Source organism: Streptomyces sp. GESEQ-35 (assembly GCF_017948485.1).
In the GTDB taxonomy this organism is placed as follows: Bacteria; Actinomycetota; Actinomycetes; order Streptomycetales; family Streptomycetaceae; genus Streptomyces.
Genome location: NZ_JAFFSX010000020.1, coordinates 88,665 through 103,525 on the forward strand (window position 1 = coordinate 88,665; position 14,861 = coordinate 103,525).

Here is a 14,861-nt window from a genome sequence, read left to right on the forward strand (position 1 = left end):
GACCCCCGCTACACGACCCTGGGCTTGTCGAGCATGGAGCCGACGTTGTGGTAGAATACCTGGTTCTCGACGATCTTGCCGTCCTTGATGGTGAATTGTTCGATGAAGTGGGTCAGCTCTCCGGTCGTGACGTCCGTGATGCCGACGCACGCCGCGACGCGGTCGCCGTCGGCGATGGTGTAATGCACCGTGATCGAGGAGACGTTGAGGTAGTTCGGCAAGACCTGGGCGAGGCCGAGGAATTCGTTCTTGCCGTGGTAGGCCTTCCCGAAGGGCAGGAACACCGGCTCGATGACCGCGACGTCCTCGGACAGGTAGGAGAAGACCCCCTCCACGTCTCCCCTGTTCGCCGCTGCGAACATGGCTTCGACTATCGCGCGGTTCTGCTCGGTCAGTGATGTGGCTGCGGACATGGCGTTTCTCCTCTGGGGCGAAGGCTCTCGTGCGTCGAGAACCCTGTTGGGGTCCGGTGTTCGGGATGGTTGCGGCACACTCGTCGACGCTGGGTTCAGCGGTCGATCGTGGACTCGTTGAACTCGTCGTGTCGGGCGCCGGTGGCCGGCGTGAGGGTGTTGAGCCGCTGCAACTGGTCGGCGGTCAGGACGACGCCGTCGGCTGCGGTGTTCTCCTCGACGCGAGCGACTCGCCGGCTGCCGGGGATCGGGGCGATGTCCCCGCCCTGGGCCACCAGCCAGGCCAGCGCGATCTGTGCCGGGGTGGCAGTCGCCTCGGCCGCAATGTTCCGTACCTCCTCCACGAGTTGCAGGTTCTGGTAGAAGGCCTCGCCGATGAAGCGCGGATTGGTCTTGCGCCAGTCGTCGTCGGGGATGTCGTCCGGCGTGCGGATCTGGCCGGTCAGGAACCCGTGCCCGAGCGGCGCGTAGGGGACGAGGCCGATGCCCAGCTCGCGCAGCAGGGGCAGCAGCTCGGTCTCGACGTCGCGCGTCCACAGGGAGTACTCGGTCTGCAACGCGGCGATCGGGTGCACGGCGTGCGCGCGGCGGATCGTGTCCGGAGAGGCCTCGGACAGGCCGAGGTGCAGGACCTTGCCCTCGGCGACCAGCTCGGCCATGGTGCCGACGGTGTCCTCGATGGGGGTGTTCGGGTCGACCCGGTGCTGGTAACAGAGGTCGATCCGGTCGGTGCGAAGGCGCTTCAGGGAGCCCTCGACGGCGGTGCGGATGTTGGCCGGACTGCTGTCGAACATGCCGGTTCCATCCCCGGCATGGGACAGGATGCCGAACTTCGTGGCGACGACGACCTGGTCGCGCCGGTCCTGGAGCGCCTGACCGACGATCTCCTCGCTGTGGAACGGACCGTAGCTCTCAGCGGTGTCGATGTGGGTGACGCCGAGGTCGAGCGCGCGATGGACGGCGCGGATGGATTCGGCGTCGTCCAGGCCGCCGCCGGAGGTGTAGGTGCCGGCCATGGTCATGGCACCCAGGCCGATCCGGGAAACCCGCAGGCTCCCGAGCGTGGCGTGCTGCATCAGAGAACTCGTTTCTCGTCGAGAGTGTCGAAGGAAGGTGCATCAGAGATCAGAGAGAAGCGACGAGGGGCGGCCTCCGCGGCATCCGGGCGTCGATCTCGATCTCGCCGACATCCAGCCAACATCGGTTCACCACATCCCGACAGGCACGGCGAAAAGGGGTACTCACAGGGACCCCTTACGGGATTGAGGCCGGGCCTATCCTTGATCTCATGGACGAGAAGGAGGCCGCGCGGGCGGCGGTCCGCGAGTTCCTCACCACCCGCCGCGCCCGGGTCACCCCAACCGACGCCGGCCTTCCTCCGCAGGGCACCCGCCGTCGGGTGAAAGGCCTGCGCAGGGAGGAGGTCGCGTTGCTCGCCGGGGTCAGCCCGGAGTACTACGTGCGACTCGAACGCGGCCAGGCAACCGGGCCCTCCGCCGGAGTCGTCGACGCCGTCGCCGACGTCCTGCGTCTGGACGATGACGAACGCGCTCACCTCGACCGGCTGCTCGCCGCGCTGACCCCCGCGTCCCGCAAACGGAGCCGCGGCGCGGCGAAGGACCTGGTCACCCCCGGAATCCGGGTGCTGCTGGACTCCATGGACCACCTACCCGCGGTGGTCTTCAACGGCCGGTTCGACATCCTCGCGGTCAACACACTGGGGCGCGCACTCATCGCGCCCATGTACGACCTGCCCGGACGGACGAACAGCGCCCGCTTCCTGTTCCTCGACGAGCCCAGGGCCCGGGACCTGTTCCCCGAGTGGGAACGGATCACAGCCGACACCGTGGCGATGCTGCGCATCGAGGCCGGCCGCTACCCCGACGACCCCGACCTGACCGAACTGATCGGACAACTCGCGACCCGCAGCACCGAATTCCGGACGCGCTGGGCGACCAACGACGTACGAATCCACCGAACCGGCACGAAGACCTTCCGGCACCCACTCATCGGCGAGGTCACACTGCCCTACGAGACTCTCCGCATCGACGCCGTCTCCGACCAGATCCTCAATGTCTACACCCCACAACCCGGCACCCCCGAAGCCGACGCGATCCGCCTCCTGGCCAGCTGGAACGCCGACGACCAGCGGGGCAACAACCCGACACCAGGAACAAGCGTCCGGAACTCCGAGGACTAACTGGGGACACGCGACTGGTCCAGCCCACTCCTCCGGTTCTGTCCGCTCTGCCGAGCAGCGAACACCTCAGGCGCACGCACCCGCTCCGCTGGTTGCAGGCCGGCCATCCCCGATCTGGACAGCGTGGCCCGGAGGAAAGGCCTGCCGGAAGGCCTCGACACCATCCGGGCGAAGTTCCTCAACGACCCAGACAGGGCGGCCTGACCACCTCACCCGGAGACCGGACGCCGCTGGGAAGGCGCAGCCCGTCAGGCGAGCAGGTTCATGAAACGATCAGCTTGCCGCTCCGCCGTGCCGGGCGGGTTCCTGGCGTTCTGGTTGTCGAAGTTCAGGAGGAACAGCCAGACCAGGGCGAGGAGCCGACGGCAGTCCTCAAGCCGTGCGGACTCGGATGCCGTCAGCTCGAAGTGCGCCAGAAACGACGGGACATCGAGCGGGTGCTCCACCCAGCTCCCTACGTGCTCAGTGATTTCCGCAAGCTCGAAGGCGCGGTCGCTGCGGCCCGAGTCCTCGAAGTCGACGACCCGGACGCGGGAGCCATCCCAAAGGTAGTTGGCGAGGTTACCGTCTCCTGGGCCGAAGACCGGCGGCACATCCAACGCTCCGTCGGCATTCAGGCCTGAGCGGGCAAGCCACTCCAGCCCGCGGTCCATGGCCAGCGCCACCGGGCCGACGCTCTTGGGACGGGCCGACACCGCCCAGGCATTGATGTGGGCGATGAGGTCCTGCTGCTGCCCGGGCCTGACCGGCACCTCACGGAGCGTGGCAGCGGGCACCGCGGCATACAACCCGCTTGCGGCTTCTGCCAGCGCCCTGACTTGCTCATCTCCCAGGACGCACCCCCGCAGCGGCACGCCGTCGAGCCGGGACATCACCACGGTCGACCCAGCAGTCGCGAGGTCCGCCTTCCACGGTTCAGGGGCCAGCCCAGGCGCATGAGCGGCCAGCAGTCTCAACGCGCGCCATTCGCGCTCAGCGCGCCCGATGTCCTCTCCGGAGAACCGCTTGACCACATGGTCAGCAGCCATCTCCACCGCGTGAGTGCTCCATTCAACAGAACCCATGGGCAAAGATCCTGCCAGGGGCTGATCCGCACTCCTGATCAAGAGTTTCAGAAGGGGTGTCGCGTGCGCGGCACCCCTTCGCCGTCGCACTACCCAGTCAGTGCGTAGGAGACCGTGGCCGACAGCCCACGCATCCGGGCACAGGGCGAAACCGAACGTGGCCGCACGCTGCTGGTGATACTCCATGCCAAACGCTCAAACCAAACCAAGCCCTTCGTATCGCCCTCCACCACGGCGAGCGCTTCACCCTGGCCGACACCGGCTACACCCCCACTCTAAACGTGCAGGTCAAGGGCGTTTTCTACGGTGAGTAGTCCTGGTGGCGTCTCGCACGGCATACTCGTGACATGGCCGACATCGAGATCGACGACACCACCAAGGCCACGCTGCAGGACCTGGCCGACGACGCGGGACTGTCCGTGCCGGACTACCTCGCCAAGGTGGCCGAGGAGAAACAGCACGAGCGCGCGCTGACCGTAGGTGCCGAGGTCTTCCGGCGTGTCACCAGCGACCCGGCGACCGTGGCAGCCTTCGACGCGGAGTTCGGCGCCCCCTCGCAGGCCAAGCCCGCCCCGCGGGCGGCCTGACCTGTGCCGGCTGAGTACTACGTCGACTACCGGTGGTTCCTGGAACGCCAGGAAGAGATCCTGCCGGACGACCTGACCGTCAACGACTTCTCCGTCCTCGTCGGCATGGCCGCCCGCCACAAGGTAGACCCGCCGCGCCACGACCAGAATCACCCTGACGCCTGCTGGCGAGCCGCCGTGTTCCTGGAAGAGTGCGTCCTGCTGCGACCGCTCCCCGCCCGAAACGAGCTCTTCGGCTACGGCCTGGCCGTCGCCTACCTCGAGCTCTCCGGGCAACGCGTCGACACGAAGTTCGAGCTGTGGCGCGACCTGATCAACGACATCCGCGCCCTGGGCCTGGACTCGTACGACGTGGCCGCGCGCATCCGATCCTGGCACCTCCCCTCACCCTGACCGTCACGCCACCTGCCCCGTCATGAGCAGCACCCGACCGAGCCGGATCGGCGCATTGGCTATGCACGTGAGAACGCAGATCATGCACACACTCCGTGACGACCATCACCTGGCCGAATCCGCGCCCTCGCCTGTCAGGAATTCGCGAGCCCCGCGCACCCTGGTGCGCAGACTGTGCTGGGTTGCTCTGCTGTCCAGACGCACGTCCAGCGATCCAGTGACGCCTGTGTCTGCCCGTCGCCCCGCAGGCAGAGTGGCCGGGTCAAGGCCATCGCGCCGAGCGATCAGGAGTCCGAGTTCGTGACGGCTGACCGCGTCTGGCCCTGCGACGTGACGGATTCCGGCGTGATCGGCGGACGCGAGTTCCAGAATCGCCGCGGCGAGGTCCGACACATGCACTGGGCAACGGACATCGTCGGTGAACAGGGCCCCGTCACGGCGCCCATCGGACAGCTCATGCACCAACGTCTCGTGCTCGGAATCCCCATCGCCGATGATCAGCGACGTTCGGGCGACGACTGCTGCCGGGGCCAGCAGGCGGATCGCGGTCTCGGCAGCGGCCTTTGCGGCACCATAAGGAGTGATCGGATCCGGTGTAGCGGCTTCGTCGTAGTAGACCTGGGCCCCGGAGAAGACCGCGTCGCTGGACACGTGCACCAGCCGTGCTCCCCGGCTGGTTGCGGCCATCGCCACCCGGATGGCGCCCTCCGCCGTTGTCGCCCAATCGGCCTTCCGGGAAGCCGCGTTGATCACAACACGTGGATGCACTTCGTCGAGCACCGAGATGATGTTCTCGTGATTGCGGAGGTCAAGTGGCAGCCACTTGACCCCGGCGAGGCGACCGGGGTTCCGCACAAAGGTCGCGGTAACGACGTGCCCGGAAGCTGTTGCCTGTCGTGCCAGTTCCCTGCCGAGGAAACCGCTGGCGCCGATGATGAGCAAGGTCATGGCCCGACACACTATGCCTCGGGGAAAACCCGCTTCACCAGCACGGAGTTGAGGTACGGGAACAGCATGCCGACAAGCTCATCACACCACATCACGGTCCCAGATGACGCTACGTCACCGCGCGCAAGGCACGGTGATAGTCCTCACGGAATGTGTGCCGGATCCGAGAACGTGAGCCGCTTGTCGACGAGTTCGGGAGTCATTTCCAGGTCCCGCCTCATGATCAGTGATGATGACTTCGGGAGGCACTACGGCCATCCTCGCGGGCCGCGTGCGGATGGCGGCAGATCCGTGCACGAGCGATGAGATCGGCGCCGCGATCCGGTCATACCGAACGACGCCCCCAGCGCGAAGGATGCGACCATGAAACTGACGACCGTAACGAACGTCTCCGTCGACGGAGTGACACAGGGACATCGACGGATTGATACACCAAACCGGCGCGGAGACGGCGCGCCGGACGAGGATGGCGGCGTCGGATTCGAGCGCTTCGGATGGGGCCCGCCACTGCTCGACGACGAGGCCTCGACGTTCATCAGCCAGGCTTTCCAGCGCGCTGACGCCTTTCTGTTCGGCCGGCGGACGTACGACATTTTCGCCGGCTCCTGGGGAGCAGGCATGGATCCTCAAAACCCCGTCGGACGGGCGTTGAACACGCGGCCCAAGTACGTCGCCTCGACCACGCTCACAGATCCGCAATGGGCGGACACCACCGTCCTGTCCGGTGACGTCGCGGGCGCCATCGGCGAGCTGCGAGCCAAGCCGGGCGGTGAGCTTCAGGTGTGGGGCAGTGGCACCCTGATCCGCTGGCTGCTCAACCACCGACTGGTCGACGAGATCGTGCTGCTCACCTATCCCGTGGTCGTCGGTCAGGGCACGCGGCTCTTCCCTGTCACCGGCTCGGACCTGGGACTTGAGCTGGTCGACTTGCAGTCCACCCCGAAGGGGCTGACGATCCAGACCTATCGCACCACCGGTCGCCCGCAGTACGAGACAGCCACGACCTGAAGCACGTAGGAGTCCGGGCCCACCTGGACCAGCAACCTCGCCGACGGCAAAGGTCCGCAACTTTCGTTGGCGCATTCCGCCACTCAGGGAACCTCATGCCATCGGCTCCTCGGAGGGCTCAGAGGACAACGAATGGGACGGCATCACCTCCGGGTCCGCCTCAGGATCAGCCCTCACCCACAGCAGATCCGCGAACTGCGCGACGATCCGGCTCCGGCCACCACAACGACCTCTGACCGAGGGCTGTGGCAGCCCCCGCCGCCGCCTGATCAGGAGACCACCGCCATGACAGACACCGCACACGCCACATCCGTACCCGACTGGGTCCTGAAGTTCATGGACGCCATCGACACCCTGGACTTCGATGAGGGCTTCGCGCCACTGACCGAGGACACCGACATGTTCTTCGGCACCGCGCACATCCACGGCGCCGAGGACATCAAGGCCTTCTTCGTCAAGATCGACGAGCCGCTGATCATCAGGCATGAGGTCCTGGAGTTCTGGGCCGCCGGCGACGGCGTCCGCCTGCTTCGTGGCGAGGCGACCATGGCCAAGAAGAGCGAGCCGGACCAGGTGGTGCGCGCCCCGTTCATGCACATCTTCTACCTCGACCGGGAGGAGCCGGTCCGCGTCCGGGCGCTCCGCGTCACCGCGGGCCCGCTCCAGACCGACGCCGTGATGTGACCCTGCGGAGAGCTTCCTGCGCTCGTACCCGCAGGATCGCGCAGGCGATCACGGCGAAGCTCTTCTCGGCAATCCGCTCTTCGGTGAGCCGGAGTTGGGACGAGTGCAGGCTCGTGAAGGGCCCGGGCCGAGAGTAGTTGGGCACGTCATCGGTCATAACCGGGCAGGGTAAGGGCCGGGGTTGACATCGTGAGCGACTCAAACTGATGAGCTCTGGTGTTCCTGAAACCCGCCGACATTGCTGCCGCCGGAGGATCTCGGACAACCCGTACCGGCCTGAGGGCACACCACCATGGGCGGGCTCCGGACCTGACCACGGACGTAAGGGCGTTACTGACGCCGTCGCTGCACCGCAGCTCGCCGGCCGCCGGCCGGGCGCGGGCCGGGGAGTCAACTTGATGTCAGCCGCTTCAATGAGGACACCCTGCTTCCGGTTGTCACTACCATCACTACAACAGGGCCCTGATGCATGTGTCGCCCGGCTGGCATCAGCCCGGCACAGTGCATGTGTGTGGCAGGCCCTTCAACTGCGGCCTTTTGGCCCGAGAAAGAGTGGTGCGGCCCCATGTCCGAGCATGCCTCCCCCACCGAACTGACCTCGCAGTACACCGCCCAGGTCACAGCCGACCTGGAAGGAAACGCCAAAGAACAGGAACGTATCGACGCGGAAATCACCGCTCTGCAGGAGCAGTTGACCGCTTTGCAGCGTGACCACCAGGTGCTGGTGAGCATTCAGCGGGCGATTGATGCGGCGCCGGCCGCCGCAGAGCCCACGGCGGACAGCGCCAAGATTCCCGCTGCCCGCAGGAAGTCGGCCACTGCCACTGCCCCGGGCGCCGGCGCGCGGGCGAAGAAGACCGCCCCTGAGCCCGGTCGTGACGCAGTCGCAAAGCCGACCGCCGCCCCGCGCGCGGGCAAGGCCGCCAAGACTTCGCAGCCGACACTGGTCGACCTGGTCCGCCGCTACCTCGGTGAACAGAGCGAACCGCGCTCGGCAGCGGAGATCGCCACCGCACTCGGCCAGGCCCATCCCGACCGCAACGTCAAGACGACCGTCGTGCGCACCACCGTCGAAGGGCTGGTGGCCCGCAATCAGGCACAGCGCGCCAAACAGGGCAGCTCCGTCTTCTACACCACGCCCGACACACAGGAGCAGGCCACACCGCCGCAGACCACGAAGGACTCTGCACCGGCCGACGCATGACACCAAGGCACTCCGGACGGCCGACCAGCACTGTTAGCCCTCCTGGACTCGGCTGACGCGTGCATCGGGAGCCCTGGGATCTCAGGGCTCCCGCGTGAGCGGCTGCGCCTGGCGTCAATGTGCGAACTTCTCGATGGCCGCCGGGGTGACCGGGGTGAAGAAGTTGACGACGTTGCCGTCGGGGTCGCGGAACAGCAGCGACCGGTTACCCCAGGACATCGTGGTGGGCTCGTTGACGAAGTCGGTGATGAAGCCGGTCAGGTTCTGGTGAACGCGGTCCACGTCCTCGACGCGGAACTCGGTGATCACGCTGTGGTTGTCCGCCGGGCGGGCAGAGCCCGGGGCGAACTGCGGAACGGTGCGGGTGCCGGCGATCGCGAGGGTGGCGTTGGGGGGTCGTGAGTTCGGCGAAGTCCTCAGTCCATGGTGATCTCCTCGGTTGATGGGTTGATGGGGTTGATGGAGTCGCTGCATGCCGCAGGCTAGGGCGTGTTTCGAAGTAGGCGTAGCCATTCGTTGATGGCTGTGACGTGCAGGGTGGCCAGGTAGCGGACCGCGAGTTTGTCGAAGCGGGTCGCTGCCGCCCGGTGGCGCTTGATGCGGTTGATGCCGCACTCCACGGCATGACGGCCGCGGTAGTCGAGGCGGTCGAAGGCAGGCGAACGTCCACCGCGGCTGCCGCGCCGGCGTCGGTGTCCGGCCTGGTCATCGGGTTCGGGGATGGTGCAAGCGATCCCGCGTCGGCGCAGGTGGCCGCGGATGGCACGGGAGGAATAGGCCTTGTCGGCCCGTACCCGCTCCGGCCGGGTTCGGGGGTGGCCACCGCCGGGTCGGCTGATACGGATACCGGCCATGACCGCCTCGAACCGCGGGGCATCGCCCGCCTGCCCGCCGCTGAGGACCAACGACAAGGGTTTCTGGCCGTCTTCGCAGGCCAAGTGCAGCTTGGTCGACAGACCGCCGCGGGAGCGGCCCAGCGCATGATCGTCGGGCTCACAAACCGTCCCGCCGGGCAGCTCGCTCTGCAAGTGCCCGTGGCGACGGGCTCCGGCCGCGTGCTGATGCGCCCGCATGATGGTGGAGTCCACGCTCACCTGCCAGCCGATCAGTCCCGCCGCATCGGCCCGGGCCTGCAGAGCGGCCAGGATGTGTGCCCAGGTCCCGTTGCGTTGCCAGCGGCGGAAGAGGGCGTAGACCGCATGCCAGGAGCCGTAGCAGTCCGGGACGTCCCGCCAGGGTGCGCCGACCCGCACCCGCCACCTGATGCCGTCGATGAGTTGCCGCTTGGTCCATTGCGAGGGTCGGCCCGGTCGCCTGGGAGCGGGTAACAACGGCTCCAGGATTGCCCATTGAGCGTCGCTCAGGTCGAACCGCCTCGTCACCGCTAAGGTGACCACGAGGTCTCCGGTGTCTGGTTCTTCTTGGTCGATGAACCCTCTACCGGAGACCTCGCTACTTCCCGCTCAGGACACGCCGCCGCTCAACACACTTCGAACCACGCCCTAACCGTCCACACGGGACCAGAATGCGGTCAGGGCGCGCGCCGCCGGGTGCGGGTTCGTCACCGGCCACCAGTGCCCGGCATTGGCGAGTTCGGCGATCTCGGCACCGGCGGCCTCGCCTGCGGACCGGTGCTGCGCAGGCGTTCCACTGGCTTGTTCGGCGTCCGCGAGGGCGATCAGGGCCAGGCCGGGCCGCTGTCGCGCCTTCGCGAGGCCGCGGCCCGCGTCGGCCATCACCGGCTGGACGGCCGACCGCAGAAGCGAGAGCACCGCCCGCCCCATGCCGTCGTCCATCCCGGCGGCCACGCGTTCCGCGGCCGGGCCGGTCATGCCGAGTGCGCCGACGACCTCCAGTCGCTGCGCCAGCGTGCCGCCGAAGAGTTCCTTCACCGAGGCCTCGCCTGCCCCTTCCTGTTGCCACACCTGGGCCCGCGCGTGCCAGACATAGTCCGGGTCGAAGAGGCCGAGTGCGTCCGATGCCCAACTGCGGATCAGATCCGGGCGGGTCATCGCGATCTGGACGACGTGCGCGCCACCCCAGTCGTGGCCGACGAGATCGACGGGTTCCCGGAACTGCTCCAGCCGCGCGGCGAGCCAATCGCGGTAGCCCTCGACGGTGGCGGAGAAGTCGTTCGACGCGGGCACCCCGAAGCCGGGCGGGGACAGCGACACCGCGTCGTCCCGGCCGAGCGCGGCGATCAGCGGTCCCCACACGCCGGGGCTCTCCGGATTGCCGTGCACGAGTACCAGAGGAGCAGGCATCATCTCTCCTTAGTTGCGTGTATGTATGCAAGTAAATGTAGCAGCGGCCGGTGCGGGAGACCACTGCCGGAAGCTACGGCGTGACAGCGAAGGCCGCGCGTACCGAGCGCGTCGCCTCCTGGATGAGGGCGGGGACGTTGCGAACCGGAGGTTGGGCGATGAGTTGCAGCCCGGTCCCGCGGACCAGGGCGACGATCAGCACGGCGGCCGCGGCCGGGTTCGCGTCGGGTCGGATGGACCCGTCGGCGACGCCCTGGCGGACCACGTTCGCCAGGAGCTGCCGGAAGTCGGCGTCCCGGCGGGCGAACAGTGGAGCCAACACGGGGTCGGCTGCGATCGCCTCGCCCCACAGTTGCAGGAACGCGCGCGCCGACGGTGTCCGCCGTGCGACGTTGCACAGGTACGCCTCGATGATCCGCACCAGGTGGTCCAGGCCGTCTCCCTGGTAGGCGGGGACGTCGAACCGCTGCGCCTCGTCGACCACGGCTTCCAACAGCCGTTCCCGGCTGCCGAAATGGTGGTAGACGATGCCGCGGCTGTACCCGGCGGCTTCCCCGACCTCGGCGAGCGTGACGGCTCGCGACCCGCTGCGCGCGATGAGCGCCATCGCCGCGTCCAGCACGCGCCGTTCGGTCTCGGCGCGTCGTTGCTCCTGCGTTCGCCTGGCCGGCCGATCGGTCATGCGTCATACCCCCTGGCCAGCCTCGTGGTCAACGAAGTGTGCCACGGCGTCCTCCCGCAGGTCTCCCGCCCTCTGACCTCGATGCCGTTTGCCGGCCACGCCGGGTGTGTCAGCCGCTATCCGGATCTCGTGGGTCAGCTGGATTCGACCAGCGTCCACGACTCGTCAGGGACCAGACGCAGCCAGCGTGCTGATCACGGCCACGCTCCGTCTTCGAGACACGGCCTAGGAGAAATAGTGGACAGAATCGGTCCAGTGGATCCGCAAGGTCACCTCATGCCGGTACCGGCGACGGACCAGTGTCGGCGCGCCCTCTTCTTTCGCGCGGACGTGGGAGCCGTCCACGCACGCGCGGGACCAGTCGAGTTCGCCGGCCGCGTTCAGCTCGGCGAGCAGGATGCGGTGCAGTTGGTCGAAGACGCCGGCCTGCTGCCACCGATTCAGGCGCCGCCGGCAGGTCTGTCCGGAGCCGAACCCCAGTTCCGGGGGCAGGAGTTACCAGGCTATGGCGTTGTGCAGGACGTACAGGATGCTCTGCAGACACAGCCGGTCCGCCACCGGCCGCGGGCCGTGGGCCCGGCGACTTCTCCGGCCAGGGCGGCAGCAGCGGCTCGATCAGCGCCCACAAGTCGTCGTCCACGATCCACGGCCGGGTGCTCGCATCCTCCCGAACGGCGGAATCGTCACACCGGTCACGCCGGACCAGGGCATTTCAACAAGATCAAGTTACGAGCTCGTAGGACACGGTCTGATACTGCAACGGTTTTCGGCGTGACTGATTGCCAGGCTGTTCGCCGGCCTGGGCATCGATGGGGATCTTGGTGATACCGGGGCGTAACGGGGAGGCTAGCGAGGTGCCGCGAGTACGTCCCGGAGTACGTTCTCAAGCGTGACGCGGGCCAGCTCGTGTCTCAGGGTCTCCTCGATGCCCTCGTAGATGCCCTGCATCGCCGGCTGGATGCCGTAACCCACCACGCATCCCTGGTCCGGGGTGGTGCGGTGCATTGCGAACAGCGGGCCGGGTTCCACTGCCTCGTACACGTCGAGCAGGGTCATCGACCCCAGCTCGCGCGCCAGCGACCAGCCCGCGCCCACGCCCCGCCGGGACTCCACGAGCCCGGCCCTGCGCAGCTCGCCGAGCAGCCGCCTGATCACCACGGGGTTGGTGTTCGCGCTGGCCGCGATCTGCTCGGATGTGGCGACCTCATGACCCTGGCGCTGATAGAGACCGATCCAGGCCAGCGCGTGGGCGGCAATGGTCAGCCTGCTGTTGGCACTCATGAACCCCTCCTCTCGGCCGCAACGCTTTATGTTACGACAGCACAGTCGTAACAGCGAAGGTTGCAACAGGCTGTCGTAACAATTAACGTTGCGACTGCCGGGAAGAGTCAATCAACGAGGTGAGAAGAATGAGCAAGCCACTCGCGGGCAAGGTCGCCCTGGTCACCGGGGGGTCGCGCGGACTGGGAGCCGCGACCGTACGACTGCTGGCCGAGCAGGGCGCCGACGTCGCCTTCACCTACGTCAGCTCCGAGAAGCGGGCGCAGGCCGTCGTCGACGAGGTGCACGGCAAGGGGGCCAAGGCCGTCGCCTTCAAGTCCGACCAGGCGGACATGAGTCGGGCGCCGGCGCTGATCGACGACGTGGTCGCGCACTTCGGCGGCCTGGACATCCTCGTCAACAACGCGGCGATCCCCGCGACTGGCACGGTGGACGACCCGGACGCCGACACCGCCGCACTGGACCGGATGCACGCCACCAACTACCTCGGCGTGATCGCCGTCATCCGGGCCGCCTCCCGAGTGCTGCGCACGGGCGGCCGCATCATCACGGTGAGTTCCGGACTGGGCTCCCGGGTCGGTGTCCCGGGAGCTGCCGACTACTCGGCGACCAAGTCAGGGATCGAGAGGTACACCATGGGGGCCGCACGCGACCTCGGGCCCCGCAACATCACGGCCAACGTCGTGGAGGCCGGACTGATGGAGGGCGGCATGCAACCGCCGGACCCCGAGACCCTCAAGGCCATGGTCAGCTCGCTGTCCCTGCAACGCATGGGGCACCCCGACGAAATCGCCGCGGCGATCGCCTTCCTGGCCAGCCCCGCCGCGTCGTACGTCACGGGCGCGGTGCTGGACGCCCACGGTGGCTACAACGCCTGAACCGGGAACCCCTGCCGCGCGCCCCGAAGGACATCGCGCCTTCGGGGCGCGCGCCGCAGACGACCCGCGCGTGCGTGGACGGCTCCCACGTGCGCGCGAAAGAGGGGGAGCCGCGACCGGTCCATCGCTGGCCTACCGGCGGACGACGGGCAGCAAGCGCCAGCTGATCTGCGACGGCAAGGGCACCCCGCTGCACGTCATCACGACCGCCCCCAACGTCTACGACATCACCCAATCCCTCGACCTCGCCGACGGCATTCACTGACGGATCAGGCCCGTGCGTTTGACAGTCGCCAGCAGCGGGGTGGTGTCGATGCCGGTGACCCCGTCGAGGGGGCCGATCGTGTCGGTGAGGAAGGCGTACAGGGCGTCGAGGTCCGCGGCGGCGAGTGCGACGAGCAGGTTGGCGGGGCCGGTGGTGGCGGCGCAGAAGCGGACCTGCGGGTGGGCGCCGAGAGTCCGCGCGGTCTCCTGGAGGTTGCCGGGGCGTACGGCGATCCACAGCAGGGCTTCGGCGCGCGCGCCCAACAGCGCGAGGTCGAGCTCGGTCGCCAGGCGCAGGACCTGGCCGCACAGCAACGTGTCCAGCCGCCGGCGGGCGGTGAGCGCGGTGGTTCCGGCGCGGCGGGCGAGGTCTGTGTAGGTGGCCCGCCCGTCCTCGGCCGGCGCCGTGATCAGGGCGGTGTCGATGTCGAGGGGCGCGGGTGGCGCCGTTCGTTGTGCCGGGTCTGGGGTGAGCCGGTCCAGTTCCTCAGGGGAGAGGAGACCGGCAGTCCAGCGCAGCGCGGTGGGGAAGACCCGTAGCAGGGTGTGCGAGGTCCAGGAGCCGACGGCGTCGGTGGCGGGCAGGTCGCGCAGCAGGAGGGTGTTGCGGGCCTCGGGGTCGTCGAGGAAGAAGACCGTGGAGATCTCGTCGCCGCCGCCGAGGATGTCGACCCAGACGGTGTCGGTGCGTCGGGCGAGTGCGCGGGCAACTTGATGGATCTTGTTGGGGCGACAGCGGATGCGCAGGGCGATGGGGATCAGGTGTGGGAAGCATGCCGGGTTGCGTACGGCCGTGGCGCGCAGGGTGCCGTCGGCGTACAGGGGTGTGACGCGACGTACGACGGTGCGCTCCGACAGGCCCAGGCAGTGGGCCAGCGTGCGCCATGAGGCGCGCGGTGAGGCGACGAGGGCCGCCGCGATCCGGCGATCGATCTCGTCGAGTGTCTGGCGCATGATCTGCATGATAGGGCGCCTGTGTGGCGTCTTTCCT

17 protein-coding genes and 1 pseudogene are annotated in these 14,861 nt (G+C 67.9%); 8 read left to right on the forward strand and 10 right to left on the reverse strand.

Annotated features, from left to right (window positions below; genetic code table 11):
* Nucleotides 1-8 precede the first annotated feature (8 nt).
* The gene (locus KCH87_RS31845) at nucleotides 9-413 is read right to left on the reverse strand and encodes a nuclear transport factor 2 family protein (RefSeq protein ID WP_210590284.1); all 405 of its coding nucleotides are present in this window, start codon (nucleotides 411-413) and stop codon (nucleotides 9-11) included.
* Nucleotides 414-508: 95 nt separating this feature from the next.
* The gene (locus tag KCH87_RS31850) at nucleotides 509-1,489 is read right to left on the reverse strand and encodes an aldo/keto reductase (RefSeq protein WP_210590286.1); all 981 of its coding nucleotides are present in this window, start codon (nucleotides 1,487-1,489) and stop codon (nucleotides 509-511) included.
* A gap of 212 nt (nucleotides 1,490-1,701) precedes the next feature.
* On the opposite strand from KCH87_RS31850, the gene KCH87_RS31855 reads away from it, so the two are divergent.
* Nucleotides 1,702-2,613, forward strand: coding sequence for a helix-turn-helix transcriptional regulator (locus KCH87_RS31855; protein WP_210590289.1), 912 nt, complete (start codon nucleotides 1,702-1,704; stop codon nucleotides 2,611-2,613).
* 248 nt (nucleotides 2,614-2,861) lie between these two features.
* Here the strand turns inward: KCH87_RS31855 and KCH87_RS31860 are convergent, their stop codons facing one another.
* Nucleotides 2,862-3,677, reverse strand: a complete 816-nt coding sequence (locus tag KCH87_RS31860; RefSeq protein WP_210590291.1) for a phosphotransferase family protein — start codon at nucleotides 3,675-3,677, stop codon at nucleotides 2,862-2,864.
* Between the two features lie 347 nt (nucleotides 3,678-4,024).
* Here KCH87_RS31860 and KCH87_RS31865 point away from each other — a divergent pair, with 347 nt between their 5' ends.
* Both KCH87_RS31865 and KCH87_RS31870 read left to right on the forward strand, forming a co-directional pair.
* The gene (locus KCH87_RS31865) at nucleotides 4,025-4,264 is read left to right on the forward strand and encodes an antitoxin MazE7 (RefSeq protein ID WP_210590294.1); all 240 of its coding nucleotides are present in this window, start codon (nucleotides 4,025-4,027) and stop codon (nucleotides 4,262-4,264) included.
* A gap of 3 nt (nucleotides 4,265-4,267) precedes the next feature.
* Nucleotides 4,268-4,657, forward strand: a complete 390-nt coding sequence (locus KCH87_RS31870) for a toxin Doc (protein ID WP_210590297.1) — start codon at nucleotides 4,268-4,270, stop codon at nucleotides 4,655-4,657.
* A gap of 105 nt (nucleotides 4,658-4,762) precedes the next feature.
* On the opposite strand, the gene KCH87_RS31875 is transcribed toward KCH87_RS31870, so the two are convergent.
* Nucleotides 4,763-5,605 carry a sugar nucleotide-binding protein gene (locus KCH87_RS31875; RefSeq protein WP_210590300.1) on the reverse strand — a complete coding sequence of 281 codons (843 nt, stop codon included), beginning with the start codon at nucleotides 5,603-5,605 and terminating at the stop codon, nucleotides 4,763-4,765.
* A gap of 363 nt (nucleotides 5,606-5,968) precedes the next feature.
* Here KCH87_RS31875 and KCH87_RS31880 point away from each other — a divergent pair, with 363 nt between their 5' ends.
* From KCH87_RS31880 to KCH87_RS31890, 3 genes are all read left to right on the forward strand, one after another.
* Nucleotides 5,969-6,613, forward strand: a complete 645-nt coding sequence (locus KCH87_RS31880; RefSeq protein ID WP_210590302.1) for a dihydrofolate reductase family protein — start codon at nucleotides 5,969-5,971, stop codon at nucleotides 6,611-6,613.
* 285 nt (nucleotides 6,614-6,898) lie between these two features.
* On the forward strand, nucleotides 6,899-7,297 hold the full coding sequence (locus tag KCH87_RS31885) for a nuclear transport factor 2 family protein (protein WP_210590306.1): 399 nt from the start codon (nucleotides 6,899-6,901) through the stop codon (nucleotides 7,295-7,297).
* Between the two features lie 565 nt (nucleotides 7,298-7,862).
* Nucleotides 7,863-8,501: a hypothetical protein gene (locus tag KCH87_RS31890; protein ID WP_210590309.1), complete on the forward strand. Its 639-nt coding sequence runs from the start codon at nucleotides 7,863-7,865 to the stop codon at nucleotides 8,499-8,501.
* A gap of 114 nt (nucleotides 8,502-8,615) precedes the next feature.
* Here KCH87_RS31890 and KCH87_RS31895 read toward each other — a convergent pair.
* From KCH87_RS31895 to KCH87_RS31915, 5 genes and pseudogenes are all read right to left on the reverse strand, one after another.
* Nucleotides 8,616-8,925 (reverse strand): annotated as a pseudogene (locus KCH87_RS31895) (VOC family protein); the annotation flags it as partial.
* A gap of 58 nt (nucleotides 8,926-8,983) precedes the next feature.
* Nucleotides 8,984-9,883: an IS5 family transposase gene (locus KCH87_RS31900; RefSeq protein WP_210590550.1), complete on the reverse strand. Its 900-nt coding sequence runs from the start codon at nucleotides 9,881-9,883 to the stop codon at nucleotides 8,984-8,986.
* 120 nt (nucleotides 9,884-10,003) lie between these two features.
* Nucleotides 10,004-10,765, reverse strand: a complete 762-nt coding sequence (locus KCH87_RS31905) for an alpha/beta fold hydrolase (RefSeq protein WP_210590312.1) — start codon at nucleotides 10,763-10,765, stop codon at nucleotides 10,004-10,006.
* Between the two features lie 73 nt (nucleotides 10,766-10,838).
* On the reverse strand, nucleotides 10,839-11,447 hold the full coding sequence (locus KCH87_RS31910; RefSeq protein ID WP_210590315.1) for a TetR/AcrR family transcriptional regulator: 609 nt from the start codon (nucleotides 11,445-11,447) through the stop codon (nucleotides 10,839-10,841).
* A gap of 846 nt (nucleotides 11,448-12,293) precedes the next feature.
* Complete coding sequence (locus KCH87_RS31915; protein WP_210590317.1) at nucleotides 12,294-12,728, reverse strand: Rrf2 family transcriptional regulator; 435 nt, start codon at nucleotides 12,726-12,728, stop codon at nucleotides 12,294-12,296.
* A gap of 128 nt (nucleotides 12,729-12,856) precedes the next feature.
* On the opposite strand from KCH87_RS31915, the gene KCH87_RS31920 reads away from it, so the two are divergent.
* Together KCH87_RS31920 and KCH87_RS31925 are read left to right on the forward strand one after the other, a co-directional pair.
* A complete protein-coding gene (locus tag KCH87_RS31920) occupies nucleotides 12,857-13,606 on the forward strand; it encodes an SDR family NAD(P)-dependent oxidoreductase (protein WP_210590318.1) in 750 nt (249 codons plus the stop codon).
* 70 nt (nucleotides 13,607-13,676) lie between these two features.
* A complete protein-coding gene (locus KCH87_RS31925; protein WP_210590320.1) occupies nucleotides 13,677-13,871 on the forward strand; it encodes a hypothetical protein in 195 nt (64 codons plus the stop codon).
* Here KCH87_RS31925 and KCH87_RS31930 read toward each other — a convergent pair.
* Nucleotides 13,865-14,824 (reverse strand): Lrp/AsnC family transcriptional regulator, encoded by a 960-nt coding sequence (locus tag KCH87_RS31930; protein WP_308298967.1) that lies wholly within the window; start codon nucleotides 14,822-14,824, stop codon nucleotides 13,865-13,867. The genes KCH87_RS31925 and KCH87_RS31930 overlap by 7 nt on opposite strands.
* Between the last annotated feature and the right edge of the window lie 37 nt (nucleotides 14,825-14,861).